Origin of the sequence: Chryseobacterium gambrini (genome assembly GCF_900156825.1) — a bacterium.
Classification (GTDB): domain Bacteria; phylum Bacteroidota; class Bacteroidia; order Flavobacteriales; family Weeksellaceae; genus Chryseobacterium; species Chryseobacterium gambrini.
On the sequence record NZ_FTOV01000007.1, the window covers coordinates 23,382 to 41,271 of the forward strand.

General features: G+C 36.5%; 18 protein-coding genes. 9 read left to right on the forward strand and 9 right to left on the reverse strand.

Annotated elements, in window-relative coordinates:
• Positions 1-3: 3 nt before the first annotated feature.
• Genes BW951_RS13565 through BW951_RS13575 form a run of 3 tightly spaced genes read right to left on the reverse strand, consistent with a single transcriptional unit; the run spans position 4 to position 1,922 of the window.
• A complete protein-coding gene (locus BW951_RS13565; protein ID WP_076393735.1) occupies positions 4-333 on the reverse strand; it encodes a hypothetical protein in 330 nt (109 codons plus the stop codon).
• Positions 333-1,148, reverse strand: a complete 816-nt coding sequence (panB, locus tag BW951_RS13570) for a 3-methyl-2-oxobutanoate hydroxymethyltransferase (protein ID WP_076393737.1) — start codon at positions 1,146-1,148, stop codon at positions 333-335. The genes BW951_RS13565 and panB overlap by 1 nt, the downstream gene beginning before the upstream one ends.
• Positions 1,149-1,208: 60 nt before the next feature.
• Positions 1,209-1,922 (reverse strand): Crp/Fnr family transcriptional regulator, encoded by a 714-nt coding sequence (locus BW951_RS13575; RefSeq protein WP_076393740.1) that lies wholly within the window; start codon positions 1,920-1,922, stop codon positions 1,209-1,211.
• Between the two features lie 89 nt (positions 1,923-2,011).
• On the opposite strand from BW951_RS13575, the gene BW951_RS13580 reads away from it, so the two are divergent.
• The 9 genes from BW951_RS13580 (at position 2,012) to BW951_RS13620 (ending at position 12,053) form a co-directional block, all read left to right on the forward strand.
• Positions 2,012-4,387 (forward strand): heavy metal translocating P-type ATPase, encoded by a 2,376-nt coding sequence (locus tag BW951_RS13580; RefSeq protein ID WP_175608820.1) that lies wholly within the window; start codon positions 2,012-2,014, stop codon positions 4,385-4,387.
• Positions 4,388-4,496: 109 nt separating this feature from the next.
• Positions 4,497-4,721, forward strand: coding sequence for a cbb3-type cytochrome oxidase assembly protein CcoS (gene ccoS, locus BW951_RS13585; RefSeq protein WP_076393744.1), 225 nt, complete (start codon positions 4,497-4,499; stop codon positions 4,719-4,721).
• A gap of 5 nt (positions 4,722-4,726) precedes the next feature.
• On the forward strand, positions 4,727-6,985 hold the full coding sequence (gene ccoN / locus BW951_RS13590) for a cytochrome-c oxidase, cbb3-type subunit I (RefSeq protein ID WP_076393746.1): 2,259 nt from the start codon (positions 4,727-4,729) through the stop codon (positions 6,983-6,985).
• A 20-nt stretch (positions 6,986-7,005) separates the two neighbouring features.
• Complete coding sequence (locus BW951_RS13595; RefSeq protein ID WP_076393748.1) at positions 7,006-7,206, forward strand: cbb3-type cytochrome oxidase subunit 3; 201 nt, start codon at positions 7,006-7,008, stop codon at positions 7,204-7,206.
• A 10-nt stretch (positions 7,207-7,216) separates the two neighbouring features.
• Entirely contained in the window at positions 7,217-8,098 is an 882-nt protein-coding gene (locus BW951_RS13600; RefSeq protein WP_076393750.1) for a cbb3-type cytochrome c oxidase N-terminal domain-containing protein, read from the forward strand.
• Between the two features lie 98 nt (positions 8,099-8,196).
• Positions 8,197-9,651, forward strand: a complete 1,455-nt coding sequence (gene ccoG / locus BW951_RS13605) for a cytochrome c oxidase accessory protein CcoG (protein ID WP_076393754.1) — start codon at positions 8,197-8,199, stop codon at positions 9,649-9,651.
• Positions 9,652-9,660: 9 nt separating this feature from the next.
• Complete coding sequence (locus BW951_RS13610; protein ID WP_076393756.1) at positions 9,661-10,113, forward strand: FixH family protein; 453 nt, start codon at positions 9,661-9,663, stop codon at positions 10,111-10,113.
• The gene (locus BW951_RS13615; protein WP_076393758.1) at positions 10,104-10,871 is read left to right on the forward strand and encodes a sulfite exporter TauE/SafE family protein; all 768 of its coding nucleotides are present in this window, start codon (positions 10,104-10,106) and stop codon (positions 10,869-10,871) included. Before BW951_RS13610 ends, BW951_RS13615 begins: the two co-directional genes overlap by 10 nt.
• Positions 10,872-11,108: 237 nt before the next feature.
• Positions 11,109-12,053, forward strand: a complete 945-nt coding sequence (locus BW951_RS13620) for a T9SS type A sorting domain-containing protein (RefSeq protein WP_084196440.1) — start codon at positions 11,109-11,111, stop codon at positions 12,051-12,053.
• Positions 12,054-12,149: 96 nt separating this feature from the next.
• Here BW951_RS13620 and serS read toward each other — a convergent pair whose 3' ends face one another.
• The 6 genes from serS to BW951_RS13650 all read right to left on the reverse strand — a co-directional run bounded on the left by serS (position 12,150) and on the right by BW951_RS13650 (position 17,811).
• A complete protein-coding gene (serS, locus tag BW951_RS13625; protein ID WP_076393762.1) occupies positions 12,150-13,418 on the reverse strand; it encodes a serine--tRNA ligase in 1,269 nt (422 codons plus the stop codon).
• Between the two features lie 67 nt (positions 13,419-13,485).
• Positions 13,486-13,989 (reverse strand): hypothetical protein, encoded by a 504-nt coding sequence (locus BW951_RS13630; RefSeq protein ID WP_076393764.1) that lies wholly within the window; start codon positions 13,987-13,989, stop codon positions 13,486-13,488.
• A gap of 14 nt (positions 13,990-14,003) precedes the next feature.
• Positions 14,004-15,251, reverse strand: a complete 1,248-nt coding sequence (locus BW951_RS13635; RefSeq protein WP_175608821.1) for an oligosaccharide flippase family protein — start codon at positions 15,249-15,251, stop codon at positions 14,004-14,006.
• 45 nt (positions 15,252-15,296) lie between these two features.
• Positions 15,297-16,409: a glycosyltransferase gene (locus BW951_RS13640; protein WP_076393768.1), complete on the reverse strand. Its 1,113-nt coding sequence runs from the start codon at positions 16,407-16,409 to the stop codon at positions 15,297-15,299.
• 6 nt (positions 16,410-16,415) lie between these two features.
• Positions 16,416-16,904: a hypothetical protein gene (locus BW951_RS13645; protein ID WP_076394112.1), complete on the reverse strand. Its 489-nt coding sequence runs from the start codon at positions 16,902-16,904 to the stop codon at positions 16,416-16,418.
• 121 nt (positions 16,905-17,025) lie between these two features.
• The gene (locus BW951_RS13650; RefSeq protein WP_076393770.1) at positions 17,026-17,811 is read right to left on the reverse strand and encodes a (Fe-S)-binding protein; all 786 of its coding nucleotides are present in this window, start codon (positions 17,809-17,811) and stop codon (positions 17,026-17,028) included.
• Positions 17,812-17,890: the final 79 nt, after the last annotated feature.

The window sequence follows — 17,890 nt, forward strand, 5'->3', positions numbered from 1 at the left end:
TTTCTACTGACGGTAATTGGATCTGTTGGCAAAAGAAATAATTACCCCTGCCAAAAGACCGATGGTTTTCATTCCTGTAAGATTCGATTCGTAAGGTAAAAATGCTCCGATAATGCAAAGTGCAGCAGCGGCATACATCGGATAAACAAATTTCCTGTTCAGCAATAAAGAAGCCTGCAAAATGAAGCTTACTCCTACGATGATGTAAAATATTCTCTTGGAAAGAAGTTCGTTAATATCCGGAGAAAAAAGATTAAACCATCCTACCGCAAGACAAACTACGGCTAGAATAGAAATAACCCCCTGAATGGTCTGAAGTTTCTGATGATCCATTAATAGCTTTCGTTTTGGTTAGGAAATTCCTGAGTTTTCACATCTTTCACGTATTGCGCAACTGCTCCGGTGATTTCTGTATACAAATCCAGATATCTTCTTAAAAATTTCGGACTGAACCCTTTGTTCATTCCCACCATATCATGATACACCAAAACCTGTCCGTCGCAATGCGCACCCGCTCCGATTCCGATGGTTGGAATAGAAATAGATTCGGTTACTTTTTTAGCTAAATCTGCCGGTATTTTTTCTAAAACTACTGCAAAACATCCCAATTCTTCCAAAAGTTGTGCATCTGCAATTAATTTTTCAGCTTCTGCCTCTTCTTTGGCTCTTACTTTATATGTTCCAAATTTGTAGATTGACTGTGGAGTTAATCCCAAATGTCCCATCACAGGAATTCCGGCGTTGATAATTTTTTTAATTGATTTTGAAATTTCCTTTCCGCCTTCAATTTTCACTGCATGAGCTCCTCCTTCTTTCATCATCCTTACAGCAGATTCCAAAGCTTTTTCGGGATTACTTTGGTACGTTCCGAAAGGCAAATCGGCAACCACCAAAGCTCTGTCGGTTCCTCTGACTACACTTTGAGAATGGTAAATCATCTGATCCAAAGTAATTGGCAATGTGGTTTCAAAACCCGCCATTACGTTTGCCGCAGAATCTCCGATCAAAACCGCATCAATTCCTCCCGCATCCACCATTTTCGCAGTGGTATAATCGTATGCCGTAAGCATCGTTATTTTTTCCTTGTCGAATTTCATTTTACGCAAGGTTTCAGTTGTAACTTTTTTAATTTCAGAATGAACAGACATAATGTATCTATTTTTTAAAAGTTAAAAGTCGGCATTTAGCCGACTTCAAGTTTGTATGATTTATAAAACTACGTGACCTAGTTTCATTAATTTGTCGTGGTTGAGAATTTTGATGTTTCTTCCGTCTACCTCGATGAGATGGTCTCCTTTGAATTCGGAGATCAGACGGATTGCACTTTCGGTTGCGGTTCCAATGATATTGGCGATTTCTTCTCTCGTTAAAGAAATTTTGATAAATCCTTCCGGATCGACCCCTAATTTCTGTTCCAATAACAGAAGAATTTCCGCGAGTCTTTCTCTTACGGTTTTCTGAGCAAGGAAAGTAATGGTATTGGAAGATTCTCCCAGTTCATAAGCGATTTTCTGAAGCATCACGAAGGAAAGCTGGGAATCTACCTCCAACAGATACATAAAAATATCCGCTGGTAAAAAAGTAGCTTCAATATCCGTCATTGCTTCCGCTTTCGCCTGAAAATTTTCTCCGCAAAGCAAAGAACGGTAACCGATGATGTCGCCTTCTTTAATGAATCTCAGAATCTGATCTTTCCCGAAAGCTCCCGATTTTGATAACTTCGCTGCTCCTTTTTCCAGAACGAACACACCTTTCGGCGTTTCCCCGTCTTCGAAAATGGTTTCGTGTTTTTGAAAACTTAGTTTCTTTTTAGCGTTAATGTATTTTTCAAAATCAGCACTGGAAAGCCTTTCCTTGAATGATTTATCATTAAAAACTCTTGCGAACCTCTCCTCGATTGCAATTTGTTGTTCCTGCGACATTTTATATGACATTTATCACAAAAATAGAACTTTTTAACTCGATAAACAAAAAAAATTGTTATAATTTTGTAGTTCAATAATTTATGAAGGTGAGCGAGAACTGTTTTCATTGTGGTCAAGGGATCGAAAAAGAAAGAATTTTGTTTGATGAAAAGACTTTCTGCTGCAACGGTTGCAAATCTGTTTATGAAATTCTGAATACGAACAACTTAATTAATTTTTATGAATTAAATAAACGTGCAGGAATCCGTCCGGACGAAAGTTCTTCACAGTTTGAATATCTCGACACTACTGAAATCTTTGAAAAGGTAACGGATTTTTCTGAAGGAAGCACAAGTTTAGTCACTTTTAAAATTCCTGTAATCCACTGTTCTTCCTGTATATGGCTTTTGGAAAGTCTTCATACACTAAACAAAAACATCAAATATTCTCAGGTTAACTTCACCAGAAAGACCTTACAGATCTCTTTTAATCATAACGATTTAAAATTAAGCGAATTAGCTAATTTTTTAACGAATTTAGGCTACAAACCGGTCATCAGTCTGGAAACCGCCGATAAAAACGTTGAAAATTTAGACAAATCGTTACTTGTAAAATTTGCCATCGCGGCTTTTGCCTTCGGAAACGGGATGTTCCTTGCTTTTCCTGAGTATGTAGGCGGAGAAGATTACTGGATGGATCATTACAAAGGTCTTTTCAGAGCTTTGATGTGCCTTTTGGCAATTCCTGTCGTGGTGTATTCTGCATCAGATTATTACAAATCGGCTTGGTACGGTCTGAAAAATAAAATCGTGAATATTGATGTTCCGATTGTTTTGGGAATTATTGTGCTTTTCGGACGAAGTTTATATGAAGTTGCCACGAATTACGGTCCCGGATATTTTGATACTTTGTGTGGACTTTTGTTCTTCATGCTTTTGGGTAAAATCTTTCAGAAAAGAACTTACAACGCGCTTTCATACGACAGAGATTACAAATCTTTCTATCCGATTGCCGTTACAAAAGTTGATTTTGAAGGAAAACAGGAAAATATTCTGCTTTCTGAGGTTAAAGTGGGCGACCGGATTTTGGTAAGAAATCAGGAGATTATTCCGGTAGACGCTATTCTGATTAATGGTGAAGGAAATATCGACAACAGTTTCATTACCGGAGAAAGCGAAAGCATCAGCAAACAGCCGGGAGATAAAATTTTTGCCGGAGGAAAACAGATCGGATCATCATTGGAACTTGAAGTGATTAAAAATGTCGACCAAAGTTATCTTACCCAGCTTTGGAATAAAGAAGCCTTTAAGAAACATGAAACCGGACTTGATACGTTAACGAATAACATCAGTAAATATTTCACTTTCATTATTTTAGGAATCGCACTGCTTTCGGCAATCTACTGGTACACTGTAGATCTGGAGAAAATGTTTCAGGTGATCTCTGCGATTCTTATCATCGCTTGTCCGTGTGCGTTGGCGTTGTCCGCTCCGTTTACATTCGGGCACATTATGAGGATTCTGGGCAGAAATAAATTTTACGTAAAAGACACTTTAACAATTGAGAAAATCGCAAAATTAGACACGATTGTTTTTGATAAAACCGGAACTATTACGCACAGAAAAAAATCAAATATCAAATTTGAGGGCGCTGAAATAAAAGAGTTTGACTTATTGAATATCAAAACGTTACTAAAAAACTCCAATCACCCGCTTTCAAAATCATTATACGAATTCATTGAGGTAAAAGATGAATATTTCCCGGTTGAAAATTTTCAGGAAATTTCAGGAAAAGGTTACGAAGCAAACGTACGGGGAAATGTTTACAAAATCGGTTCTGCGAGATATAACAATCAGGAATCAAAAAATCTTGAAACCGCAGTTTACATCAGTAAAAACAACGAATTTTTAGGAAAATTCATCTTTAAAAATGAATACCGCGAGAACTTAAAAGATTTGTTTAAAAAACTTACCCATTATAAAGTTTTTATTCTGAGTGGAGACAATTCTTCGGAGGAAAATCAATTAAAGGAATTGATTCCGAATTACAAAGGAATGGCTTTCAACCAAAATCCCGAAGACAAGCTGAACTATATCCAAAACCTTCAGAATCAGAACATGAAAGTTGCGATGCTTGGAGACGGACTGAATGATGCCGGAGCTTTAAAACAAAGCAATGTAGGAATTGCGATTGCAGATGATTCCAACAGTTTTACCCCTTCTTCCGATGTTATCATGAATGGAGAAAAAGTGGTAAGCTTAGATAAATACCTGAATGTCTGCAAAGGATCTATCACGATTGTGAAAATCACATTTATAATCAGTTTTCTTTACAACATTGTTGGTTTAAGTTACGCAGTTACAGGACACATGCATCCTCTTTTCGCTGCTTTAATTATGCCTGCAAGTTCTATTACAGTGGTTTCATTCACTACACTTTCGACCTGGATTCTGGGAAGAAAATACTTCAAAAAAGGGGCTTAGAAAGACTTATTTAGATTCGTTTTAAATTAGCCAAAAGCCGTATTTCGTGATGAAAGTCATTATTTTTCACTAAATTTGAAACCCGAAAATACGTTAATTTTGTTGTCTAATGGATATTCTATATTTAATGATCCTATGCAGTGTTTCTTTGGCTGCAGTTTTCCTGGTCGTGTTTATAGTGTATGCCAGAAAAGGACAGTTTGAAGATGATGAATCTCCGGCTGTACGAATACTCTTCGACTCCGATGAGATAAAGGAAAAAGAAGAATCTGGCAACAAAGAGGGCGATGATGAAAAAGGAGAAAATAAAAAAATTGAAGAAAAAAGTGAATAGTTGATATGGAAACACAAAAGTTTAGTTATGACAACAGTATTGTTCGGGCATTCCTCTATGCGACCGTTGCTTTCGGGATCATAGGATTTCTGTTCGGACTTACGGCGGCATTAATGCTTTTCTATCCTGAGCTTCCGGAATTCTTTTTTGGAACAGACGATACAACCATTAATAGTTTAGGTGGAAGTATCCAGGGATTGATTAATACTCATGGAGCGTTCGGGTTCGGAAGAATCAGAATGTTGCACACAACCACTGTAATCTTTGCGTTCGTAATGAATATCGTTTATGTGGGAGTTTATTACTCTTTACAGCGATTACTGAAAACTAGAATGTACAGTGATACATTGTCCTGGATCCACTTCTGGACATGGCAGATTATGATTCTTGTAACGTACGTTACGTTCTTTATGGGAATCAACACTTCTAAGGAATACGCGGAACACGAATGGCCGATTGATATCTTGATCGCATTCTCATGGATCATTTTCGGAGCCAATATGTTCTTAACGATTGCAAGAAGAAGAGTAAGACACCTTTATGTAGCCATCTGGTTCTACATCGGTACATGGATCGCAGTTGCAATGCTGCACATCTTCAATAACCTTGAGGTACCATTATCTTTCACAGGATGGAAATCTTATTCTGCTTATGCAGGGGTAAAAGATGCCATCGTACAATGGTGGTATGGTCACAATGCGGTAGCATTCGTATTGACGACTCCGGTTCTTGGTTTGATGTATTACTTCTTACCAAAAGCTGCGGACAGACCGGTTTTCTCGTATAAACTGTCTATCATTCACTTCTGGTCATTAATTTTCGTTTATATCTGGGCTGGTCCTCACCACCTTCAGTATACGGCTTTACCAGCTTGGGCACAGGCGGTGGGAACAGGTTTCTCTATCATGCTTATTGCTCCGTCTTGGGGAGGTATGCTTAACGGTCTTCTTACCTTAAGAGGAGCTTGGGATAAAGTAAGAGAAAATCCTATTCTTAAGTTCTTTGTTGTGGCTGTAACATGCTACGGTATGGCAACTTTTGAAGGTCCGCTTTTGGCAACAAAAAACATTAACAAAATCGGTCACTTTACAGACTGGGTTATCGGTCACGTACACTTAGGTGCATTAGGATGGAATGGTTTCATGGCATTCGGTGTAATCTATTACCTGATCCCAATCTTATGGAGAACGAAATTATATTCTACAAAATTAGCTAACTGGCATTTCTGGTTAGGAACATTAGGTATCATTTTCTATGCAGTACCAATGTATATTTCAGGTTTCACTCAGGGGTTAATGTGGAAACAGTTCAACCCGGACGGAACTTTGGTTTGGAAAAACTGGTTAGATACTGTAACAGCGGTTATTCCTTACTTCAAAATGAGATTCGTAGGAGGATTATTCTATCTTTCAGGAGCAATCTTAATGGTAGTAAACTTAGTGGCTACGGTAAGAAAAGGATCATTCCAGAAAGATGTACCTGCTGAAGCACCTGCATTGGCAAACATCAGCGGAAAACGTAAAGAAGGAGAAGGAACTCACCTTTGGTTAGAAAGAACTCCTGTATTATTAGGTATTTTATCTTTATTAACGATTTCAATCGGTAGTATGGTAGAAATTATCCCTACCCTGTCTCTTAAGAAAAGTGTACCTACTATTTCAGCAGTAAAACCATATTCTCCATTAGAATTAGAAGGTAGAGATATCTATATCAGAGAAGGATGTAACGCTTGTCACTCGCAAATGGTAAGACCATTCAGAGATGAGATCGTAAGATTTAACGGTAAAAACGGACAGTACTCTAAAGCAGGGGAATTCGTATACGACAGACCGTTCCTTTGGGGATCTAAGAGAACTGGACCGGATTTGCACAGAGAGGGTGGTAAAAACCCAAGTTCTTGGCACTACAAACACATGTATAATCCAAGATCTACTTCTGCAGGTTCTATCATGCCTCGTTACCCTTGGTTAATTGCAACTGATTTAGACAGATCTAAAATGGTTGACAAGATGAAGCTGATGAAGAGTGCTTTCGAAGTACCTTACACAAAAGCTGAAATTGATTCTGCCAACTCTTGGGCAGACAATCAGGCTTCAAAAATCGTAAGAGATATTATGTCTGAAGCACCGGATTTGAAGGAGGCTTATGCGAAGAGACCTAAAGGAGAATTAGAGAAAAAAGAAGTTGTAGCGCTTATCTCTTATCTTCAAAGATTAGGAACAGATATCAAGACAACTGAAATCAAAACAGCAAGTAATAACTAACATATTAAAAGGTTCACATCATGATACCTCAGAATTTTAAAGACATCTTATCCAATACAGAAAATGCTGGTTTTTACCAGACTTTGGCTCTGATTTTCTTTATGCTGTTCTTCATCGCTCTGGTAATTTATGTTTTTAGCAAGCCTAAAAAGTATTATAAAGAGGAAGAGGAAGCACCTCTGCAGGATGACAATGATGACGATTTTAATTTAAAAAATTAAACTACTTATTATGAAACAAAGAACACCGGTTGTTATAAACATTTTAATAATAATTGGACTTTTAATAGTTTTTTATTATCTGTTTGTACAAAGCTATGATTTCCTATCTTCTCCTTATTTCTGGGGAACTGTAGTAATCGGAGGTATTTTAGCTTATATCCACAGTGCAATCGGAGATTTAATTGAGAACAATAAATTCAAAAAATTATCTCCTGAAGAAAAGGCGGCTTATTTAGCTGAAAAGAAAGTACCTTACTTTACAAGATTATATAATGCAGCATTCAAAAAGCAATCTGCAGCAGAAGAAAAAGATATTCTTATCGACCACGGTTTCGACGGAATCATGGAGCTGGATAACCAATTGCCAAAATGGTGGGTAGGTTTATTCTATTTTGGGACTGCTTTTTGTATTGTGTATGTAGCAGCATTCTCTTTTACAGATTTCGCACATCCGTTGAGCGAATATGAAAAGGAATACAAAGAACAGTTGGCAGCAATTGAGAAATACAACAGTGAGCAGCCTCCGGTAACGATTGAGACCGCTAAATATTCTGCTGATAATATTGCTGAAGGAAAAGAATTGTTCAAAACAAACTGTTCATCTTGTCACAAGGAAGATGGTAGTGGAGGTATTGGTCCAAACCTTACGGATAACTACTGGATCAACCAGCCGGAGAAAACGTTATTCAAAAACGTATTCAATATGGATTGGAATGGTTCTCCTAACAATCCTGCGATGAGAGCATTTGGTAAGAACGGAGAAGTTTCGGGTGCTGAAATTGAAAAGATTGCAGCATATGTATATCACATCAACCAGGAATTACCTCCGGTAACACAGGCTCAAGGTGGTGCAGCTCCTCAGGGAACAGAGGCACATTGGGAAAAAGAATAATTTAACTTAAATAAATTAAAGCATATGAAAAACATAGTTTGTTATTAAATAAAAAATAGTAACGAATTATGTTTTTCTTTTTTTAAAAACTATCACAAATGTCAGATATAGAAGAAACAGAAGTACGCGGCGGACAGGGACAAGTTCTGGACCCTGAAACTTACAGAGATTCTATCGGGACAATGGAACAATCCGGTAAGAGGAAGTGGGTTTTTCCCAGAAAACCAAAAGGGAAACACACCAACTATAGAAACATTGTAAGCTATGTTTTACTGCTCATTTATTTTGCAGTGCCATTCATCAAGATTAATGGCAATCCTCTTATTTTATTTAATGTAATTGACAGGGAGTTCTTCATCTTTGGACAGCCTTTTTATCCACAGGACTTTTTCATCCTTACGCTCGGAGCAATTACTTCTTTAATATTCATCATCATTTTTACGATGGCCTTCGGAAGAATTTTCTGCGGATGGATTTGTCCTCAGACAATTTTTTTAGAATTTATCTTCCGTAAAATAGATTATCTTATTGAGGGAGACCGAAACAAGCAGATGAAGCTTGACCGACAGGAGTGGAACAGCGAAAAGATCTGGAAAAGAAGTCTTAAATGGACGATCTTTATGGTAATTTCATTAATTATTACCCACTTCATGTTCATGTATATTGTGGGATATGAAGAAGTGTTCAGAATAGTTTCTGAAGGTCCGTTTGCCAATCCTACCAACTTTATTGTGATGATTCTTCTGACGGCAGCATTTTACTTTGTATTTGCATGGTTCAGAGAACAGGTTTGTACGCTGGTTTGTCCTTACGGAAGATTACAGGGAGTTTTAATTGATAAAGACACCATTAATGTTTTCTACGATTTTAAAAGAGGTGAAAACAGAGCAAAATGGAGAAAAGGAGAAGACAGAAAAGCCGCCGGAAAAGGGGACTGTATAGACTGCCATCAATGTGTGGTGGTTTGTCCTACAGGGATTGACATCAGAGACGGACAACAGCTGGAATGTGTAAACTGTACAGCCTGTATTGACGCCTGTGATGAAGTTATGGAAAAAGTAGGTCTTCCGAAAGGACTGATAAGATATGCCACTGAAAATGAAATAGAAAAAGAGACCGAGTTTAAATTTACCGGCAGAATGAAAGGCTTTGCGGTAGTTCTTTTACTGCTTACAGGATTTTTAGGGTATCTTCTGACGAGCAGAGCCGAATTGGAAGCCAAATTCATTAAGCCCGCGGGAAGTACTTTCTTCGTGAGAGACGGAAAAATTACCAATACTTACAATTATACCTTTTTAAATAAGACCAACGAGAAAAAAATTGTAACCATTAAAGTTATTGAGCCGAAACATGGAGAGGTGATCTACAGTGCATCTAGCAAGATTCCGGTAGACAGAGATAAAATTACCAAAGGAACCATCAATATCAGTTTTCCTGAGAATGAAATGACGCTATCCAAGCAGAATATTACGATCGGGGTTTATGATATGAAGGGCAATCTGGTAGATTCATACAAAACATATTTTGAAGGACCATTCAAATTACAATTTTAATTTTTAGAAATGAAAAACTTTAATTGGGGACACGGTGTAATTATCGCTTTAGCATCATTTATGATCTTTATTTTATCCATGATGTTTCTTTTTCCGAACGGACAGAAGAATTCTGAAATGGTAACCGATAATTACTATGAAGAAGAACTGAAATATCAGGACGTGATTGATGCTAAAAAACGGGCAGATGAATTAAAGGAAAAACCTGCTTACAGCCAAAATCCATCAGGGATCAGAATCACTTTTCCGAAAGACTACAATAATTCTAATACCAAAGTGAAATTTGTGCTGAACAGAACCGACGATCAGAATCTGGATGTTCACAAAACAGTTCAGCTCGATGCCAATCAGTCTTTTTTAATTCCTGCACAGGTTCTGAAATTGGGGAACTATACCCTTCGTTTGAACTGGACAAAAGATAAAACGGACTACAGAATGGATTATGATGTGATATGGAAATAGCACTTGTAATATCGGCAATCGGACTGGGTTTTGCATCAGGATTCCACTGTATCGGAATGTGCGGACCTATTGCATTGTCGATGGGATTAACAAAAAAACAGGCAACCAACTTTTATCTTCAGAATCTTACTTACCAGTTCGGGAGAATTTTTACCTATTCCCTTTTGGGAGCAATTCTGGGAATTATCGGAGAAGGTTTTGAAATGGCAGGTTTTCAGAAATATCTTACGATTGCTGTAGGAATTCTGCTAATCGTTATGGCTGTTTTTTCATTTGGGGGAAAAGATTTTGCTTCAAAAATTCCGTTTTTCTCGAAATTTTTATTCAAAGTAAAATCCAATCTGGGCAGACTGCTTCAAAAGGCAGATTACCGCTCAAGATTCACAACAGGTCTTCTGAATGGCTTTTTACCCTGCGGAATGGTGTATATGGCTTTAACGGCAAGCTTAGCAAGCGGAGGAATATGGCAGGGCGCTTTATATATGGCTTTATTTGGTTTGGGAACACTTCCGTTTATGTTTACAGTTGTTTTGGTCGGAAATCTCATGAATCAGGCTTTTCGGGTAAAAGTTTTAAAAGTGATTCCGATTGTGATGATTATTTTGGGCGGACTTTTTATTGTGAGAGGAATGGAACTGGGAATTCCCTACATTTCTCCTAGAGCAGAAGCCATGACCATTTCAAAAGACAATCAGGGAGACTGTCATTTGCCGGGAGATCACAGTACTCACAATCACGATAATACGAATTGTCATTAGTAGTAAATAATGGCTAAATTTAAAAGATTAAACCCTCCGGAGTCTATCCGGAGGGTTTTTAATTATAACTCTAAAAAGGATCAAATTGAAGATTAAAATTATACAAATCACATACATAACAATTTATTAACATAAAAATTATATTAAATATTTAATACAATTACTAATATTATTTTTTAAATACGATTTTATTATACAATCAATTTCGTATCTTTATTGTAACTAAAAATTTAATATATGTATATAAAGCTACCTTTTCCCACATTTCAGAAAATTCAAAAACATCAAACACTAGGCTACCTTCGTAAAATGGCATGTCATGCGTTTACGGTTGGTACTATTTTATTTTTTTCAGCAACGAAAGCCCAAACTTCAGTAACTGTTCCTAATTTGACTTCAGCAGCAGCCTTTACAGGACCGTTTGCCAATTCTACCAGAACTTACCAACTGATTATTGATGACTCTCAGCTTACTGCTTTATCAGGAAAGTATCTTACTTCAATATCACTTAGGATTCCTACAAGCGCAGCCTCTGCATGGCCTGCCTCAAATACAACCTATCCGGATTATCAGATTTACCTTAGTGACGGCGTAGAGCCGGCTAACAGACAGCTTAATTTTGCAGCCAACGTAGTAGGAACACAGACACAGGTTCGTTCGGGAAGTCTTTTAATACCATCAGGTGCCGTTACGAACAATGGAAGTTTCAGTTTTGATATAAATTTCAATACTCCTTATTTATATACAGGTACTAATCTTGTAATAGAAATACGTCATACCGGAAGCAACGGAACAACAACTTCTGTTGATGCAGTAGGAACAGGTGTTTCGGGATATGGTACACTTTTTACCGCTTGCTGGTCGAGCTCAACCTCTGTACTGCAAGGAAACTTTTCTTATGTGAAAATTAATTCCGGAAGTGTGTTGGGTGTGAAGTCTGTTGAAATAGATGGAGGATCCTCTGTTTATCCTAATCCTGTAAAAGACCTGTTATATGTAAAATCAGCTAACGATATAGTGGAATTAAATATTTTCAATATGGTTGGCCAAAAAATTTATTCGCAAAAGAATTCAGTTAAAAATCCACAGCTGAATGCATCAGGTTTAGCCAAAGGAAATTATATTTTACAAATGATTGACAAAAACGGAAACTCAACGTCAACACGATTCATTAAAGATTAATCATGAATTGATTTCAAATGAAATCGTTTAGATAAACCAAATAAAAAAACCACTGAACAACAGTGGTTTTTTTTTATATATAGACAAAAATTTTCTTTAGCTGATCAAATCAAACTTCGCATATTCAGCGACTTTCTTCGGAAGTTTAATTCCTTCCTCTGTCTGATTATTTTCCAGCAAAGCAGCCATAATTCTTGGCAATGCCATTGCAGAACCGTTCAGTGTGTGTACCAATTGAGATTTTCCGTCTGCTTTATAACGGCATTTCAGTCTGTTTGCCTGAAAGGTTTCAAAATTGGAAACAGAGCTTACCTCAAGCCATTTTTCCTGAGCTGCACTCCACACTTCGAAATCATACGTCATGGCAGAAGCAAAACCAGTGTCTCCTCCACAAAGTCTTAAAACTCTATATGGCAATTCAAGGTCGCTTAAGATTTCTTTGATGTGTTCTACCATTTCTTCTAAAACTTCATAAGAATTTTCCGGTTTTTCAATTCTTACGATCTCAACTTTTTCAAACTGATGAAGACGATTCAAACCTCTTACATGTGATCCGTAACTTCCCGCTTCTCTTCTGTAGCATTGAGAGAATGCTGTATTTTTTACCGGCAGATCTTTTTCCTCAAATAATACGTCGCGGTACAAATTCGTTACCGGAACTTCTGCGGTAGGAATCAGATATAAATCATCTAATCCGATATGATACATCTGCCCTTCTTTATCCGGCAACTGTCCTGTTCCGTATCCAGAAGCTTCATTTACAACGTGAGGAGGATTCACTTCCATGTATCCTTTTTCAATATTTTTATCAAGGAAATACTGAACCAAAGCTCTCTGCAATCTTGCGCCTTTTCCTAAATATACCGGAAAACCTGCTCCGGCAATTTTTACGCCCAATTCAAAATCGATAAGATTGTATTTTTTTGCCAGTTCCCAGTGAGGAATTGCTCCTTCACCCAGACCTTCCACATCGTGAGACTGATAGATAATTTCGTTATCATCCGCAGAAGCACCATTTTTTACTTTTTCATGAGGAATGTTCGGCAATTGATACAAAATATCCAGTAATGCTTTTTCTTTTACATCTAACTGAGCTTTCAATTCCGACGTCGACTCTTTGTACTGTGCTGTTTTAGATTTTGCGGATTCTGCTTCTTCTTTTTTTCCTTCTTTCATTAAAAGCCCGATTTCTTTGGAGATTTTATTGATTTCGGAAAGTTGGGAATCCAATTCAAACTGAATTTTCTTTCTTTCTTCGTCGGTAGCAATAGCCTCGTCTACCAACTCAAGATTCTTGAATTGTCTTTTTTTAAGACCTTCTAAAACGCGCTCTTTATTGTCGCGCAAAAAATTGACTTGTAACATTTTATTTAGATGTTAGTTATTAGAATGTTGAACATCAGAATGTCAACAGTTTTGCAAATGTATAAAATTATTTTACGATAGTAACAACATTCGGGGAACCCGGTGTTTTGGTAAACCTTAAAGTATCGTTGTAATAGACTTTCGAGACCTCAAAAACCGAAGGCGTCATATGATACTGAATTTTCAGGGTTTCGTTAATGGTATCCAAAATGGTATTATTAAGTCTTTTCACCAGTGAAACCGTGATCACCGACTGATAGGTCTTGTTATTCGGATCTAATGTATCCAGCCCTACTCTTTTGGCACCTGCAATATATTCAATAAAAAGGGTGGAATCTGCCGTTGCCCGCAAAGTACTGCTTACCGGAGAAACATCTTTAGATCCGTTAACATCGTTCAGAGAGTACGTAAAATAGGTCTGATCTTTTTTCGCATGAAACAGATCTCGTCCTGCTCCGTTTTTCATATAAACATTCAAAATCTGATCGATTTTCTGCAAGTCTTCATCATCCGTTCTGCAGCTCAGAAAGGCACAAAAAATGACCAGAAATCCAAAAACAATATTTCTCATGTTACAAAGATAATTCATTTCAATGTTCTAAGATAAACGAAGAACGAAAACATCATTAAAAAACCAATAACAGTTAATGTTGCCGCTAAAGAAACCGCCACTCCTATAACTCCGTTTTCTGGAACTAAAAAAAAGGAAAATCCTGCCAAAAGCAGCAAAGACAAAATGGAATAAAAGGTATTTCTTTTCATGAGACCTACTGCAGAAAGCATATTTCCATAAAGGTTCCTTAAAAGCATGCTTCCACAAAATGCTCCTAATAAAAGACAGAAAGCAAATGAATTGTCTACATATTTTATTCCGAAAAATAATTTAATTAAAAAAGTACTGAAAAAACATCCGAGCGCAAATATTAAGATAGAAACAGGAATAAAAACTTTATAGTAATTAATAACATAACTGATTAAAAAAGATCTGTTATAAGAGTTTTTTGCTAAGACAGGATAATCGCTCTGCATAAAAGAAAGCGCTAAAAAAGTAATATTGGACGGAAGAAGCAGAACGACTTTATAATTAGCAACTACACTTTCATCTTTAAAAAAGTTGAGGAGTAAAATATCTGCCGAAAAAAAAGCATCTGACAACAAAGCTGTTACAGAAGCATGAAAAGCAAAATTCCAAATCTCTTTCTTTTGAAATTTTATCGTGGGAGCAGCAATCTTCCACAACGGCTCTTTATACCAGAAAAGAGAAAGAAATGGAGCGATTAAATTAGCAAGCAAATATCCGTAGAGTCCCCAAAAAAAAGAAAAAGCAATCATCATGACCAATCCTCCAATATTCACGATATTATTAAGCATGGCATATTCGCTGTTCTTCATATGTATGCGAAGCTCAACCTGTTTGTGACTAAGAAAGTACACCCCGATGAGCCGTACAGCAAAGAAAAAAAATATATAAAATATGTAGTAGTAATGATTTACATAAAGAATCGCAATTAAAAAAAATACGATGCTGAGAAAAAGCTGATACAAAAACCCTTTTTTAAAAAGATAAACAGAAAGGTCTTTTTTTTCATTTTCAGTTGGGCATAAAGAACCATAACGTATCAAACTCTGAAAACTGCCAAAACCGCTGAAAGGTACAAAGATGGCAAAAACAGACGCCACAATGCTTAGTATTCCGAATTCTTTTTCAGGCAAAAGCCGGATCATCATTACAGATCCTGAAAATGCACATATTTTCGCTATCAATAGAGACAGAAATACATACTGTCCTTTGTTGGCAAAAAATGCTTTAATAAAATCCTTTAAGCTATTCATTTTAATATTGTGGCGAAAATTTATGCTTTTTAAATTAAAAATCATTTAAACCACTTTCCTGTAAATCTCATCGAATTTTTCCGCTATTTTCAACATAGAAAAATTGTCTACAATGTACTGGTGAAGTTCCGTCGGAGAATCCGGTTTATAGGTTTTATTTAAAACACTCTTCATTGCAGCATATAATTCTTCTTCAGTCTTTCCAATGATGATTCCGCAGTTATTTTTCACAATCTCCGGTACACCTCCTACACGGGTTGATATTACCTGTATGCCGGAAGAAATAGACTCAAGAAGTACACAGGGTAAATTTTCATATTCGCTGAACAATACAAAACAATCGCTGTTCTTCATTTGTTGGGCAACTTCATCATGGGTAAGTTCTCCAAATGTTGTTATGAAATTCTCCGCTTTATTTTCCTTAATGATTTTGTTTAATCTTTCTATGTTTCCGTCACCTCCAATGCTGAGTTGAAAGTTTTTAAACTCTTTTCTCAGCTGAATTGCCGTTTTTATAATAATATCCGGATTTTTTAAAGCGATCAGATTGGAGATATGAAGAAATCTGAAAATATCCGAATGATGTTTTGCAGGAGTAAAACGATTTGTATCTACAACATTTCCAACAACTTTAAATTTCTCACCAATTTTCAGCTCTTTTAAGTTATTCATTAAATTTTCACTTACCGGAAAAATAAATGATGCTCTTTTTGCAATAAATCGGGCAACAGATAACGTTGCAAATGAGAGTCTATATCTGTTGAGTTCAAGAAATAAAGACCAGTGTTCTGTTACAACAAAAGGAATTTGATATTTTTTTTTTAAATAAACCGCAAACAGCATAGATTTATCCAAAATATTCGCATGCACCAAATCTGGTTTCCGGAGTTGTGAAAAACCCAACTTATAAGCCCGAAGTCTTCTTACAAAATTTAATGCCGGATTTTTAGATTTTTTATAGTAAACTATAATCGTTTTTATTCCATTACTATGATTTTCCTCAAAAATATAGCTTTCCTTCTGTTCAGAATCCCCTATTGCATGTAAAATTTCAACATCGTGCAATAAAGAAACGGCTTCCGCATGTCTCTGTACGAAATTTCCGTTGGTAGGCTCTAATTTGTTAGGAAACCAAGACGAAATAAAAAGGATCTGCATGAATTATTACTTTATAGAAGCCGCCCAACTTCTATCGAATGGCAAAAGAAAATTTCCTATAAATTCGAGATAGGTGTTTTTAGAAAAATCAAAAACCTGAATGTCTTTAGCAATTTCTCCGTTTCTTACTTTTGACTTAAAATCATTCAGTTTTAAAGTTTTCACTTCTCCGTTTTCTATAAAACTCGCTTTCATTCTGTCGAATAATCCCAATTGATATTCTTCATCAATTTCTCTCATTACTTTCCCAAGTGCATCGATACTGCATCCGGAAGCCATTTCTTTCTCTTCATCCACACAGATGATGATAAACTGATTTTTTTCAATTTTAAAAGACGATGAAAGCGGTTTTCCGTGTGCTGCCCAAGTTGCCAGGAAATCAAAAAGTTTCTCTGTTATCTGTTTTGCTTCTTTTGTTTCAAAAGGCCTTGATGCTGGATATATTATTACTCTGTAGTCGTTTGCTTCTACAATATTAGATTCTTCAATCTTCATTTTAATCAATTTAAAAGGTAAAATTACAATTTTTTCTTCAGACATTAATCCGACACTACAGAATTATCATAAAACAAAAAACTCAGGAAAAATCCTGAGTCTTATACTTTTGAGCTATTTTTTATAAATCTTCAGCTTCTGCTAAAAGTTCTACAATATCTTTCACGGCAACTTCATCATTTTTATTGAAATGTTTTACACCGTCCGTCATCATCGTATTACAGAAAGGACATCCTGTTGCGATTACTTTAGGCTCGAATGAAAGTGCTTCTTCAGTTCTTTCGATATTGATGTCTTTTTTTCCTTTTTCAGGTTCTTTAAACATTTGTGCTCCTCCTGCTCCACAGCAAAGACCATTGGTCTTGCAACGCTTCATTTCTACCAGTTCGGCATCCAGTTTTTCCAGTAAAAGTCTTGGCGCTTCATATTCTTCATTGGCTCTTCCCAGATAACAAGGGTCATGGAAAGTAATCTTTTTACCGCTGAATGCGCCGCCTTCAATTTTCAAACGCCCTTCTTCCATTAATTTTTTAAGGAATTGGGTGTGATGCATTACTTCATATTTCCCTCCTAAATTCGGATATTCGTTCTTCAGCGTATTAAAGCAGTGCGGACAAGCCGTAACGATTCTTTTTACTTCGTAAGCGTTCAGAATTTCGATATTCGTTAATGCCATCATCTGGAAAACGAACTCATTTCCGGCACGTTTTGCGGGATCTCCTGTACAGCTTTCTTCCTGCCCAAGTACCGCGAATTCCACGCCTATTTTATTTAAAATTTTGCAAAATGCTTTCGTGATTTTTTTAGCGCGGTCGTCGAAACTTCCGGCACAACCTACCCAAAATAAAACTTCAGGCGATTTTCCTTCGGCAGCATATTCTGCCATTGTTTTTATATTGAAATCCATTTTATATCAGTTTATCAATATCACAATGTAACAGTTTTCAATGAAAAGATTGCTACATCGTTACATTTTAGATTGTTAC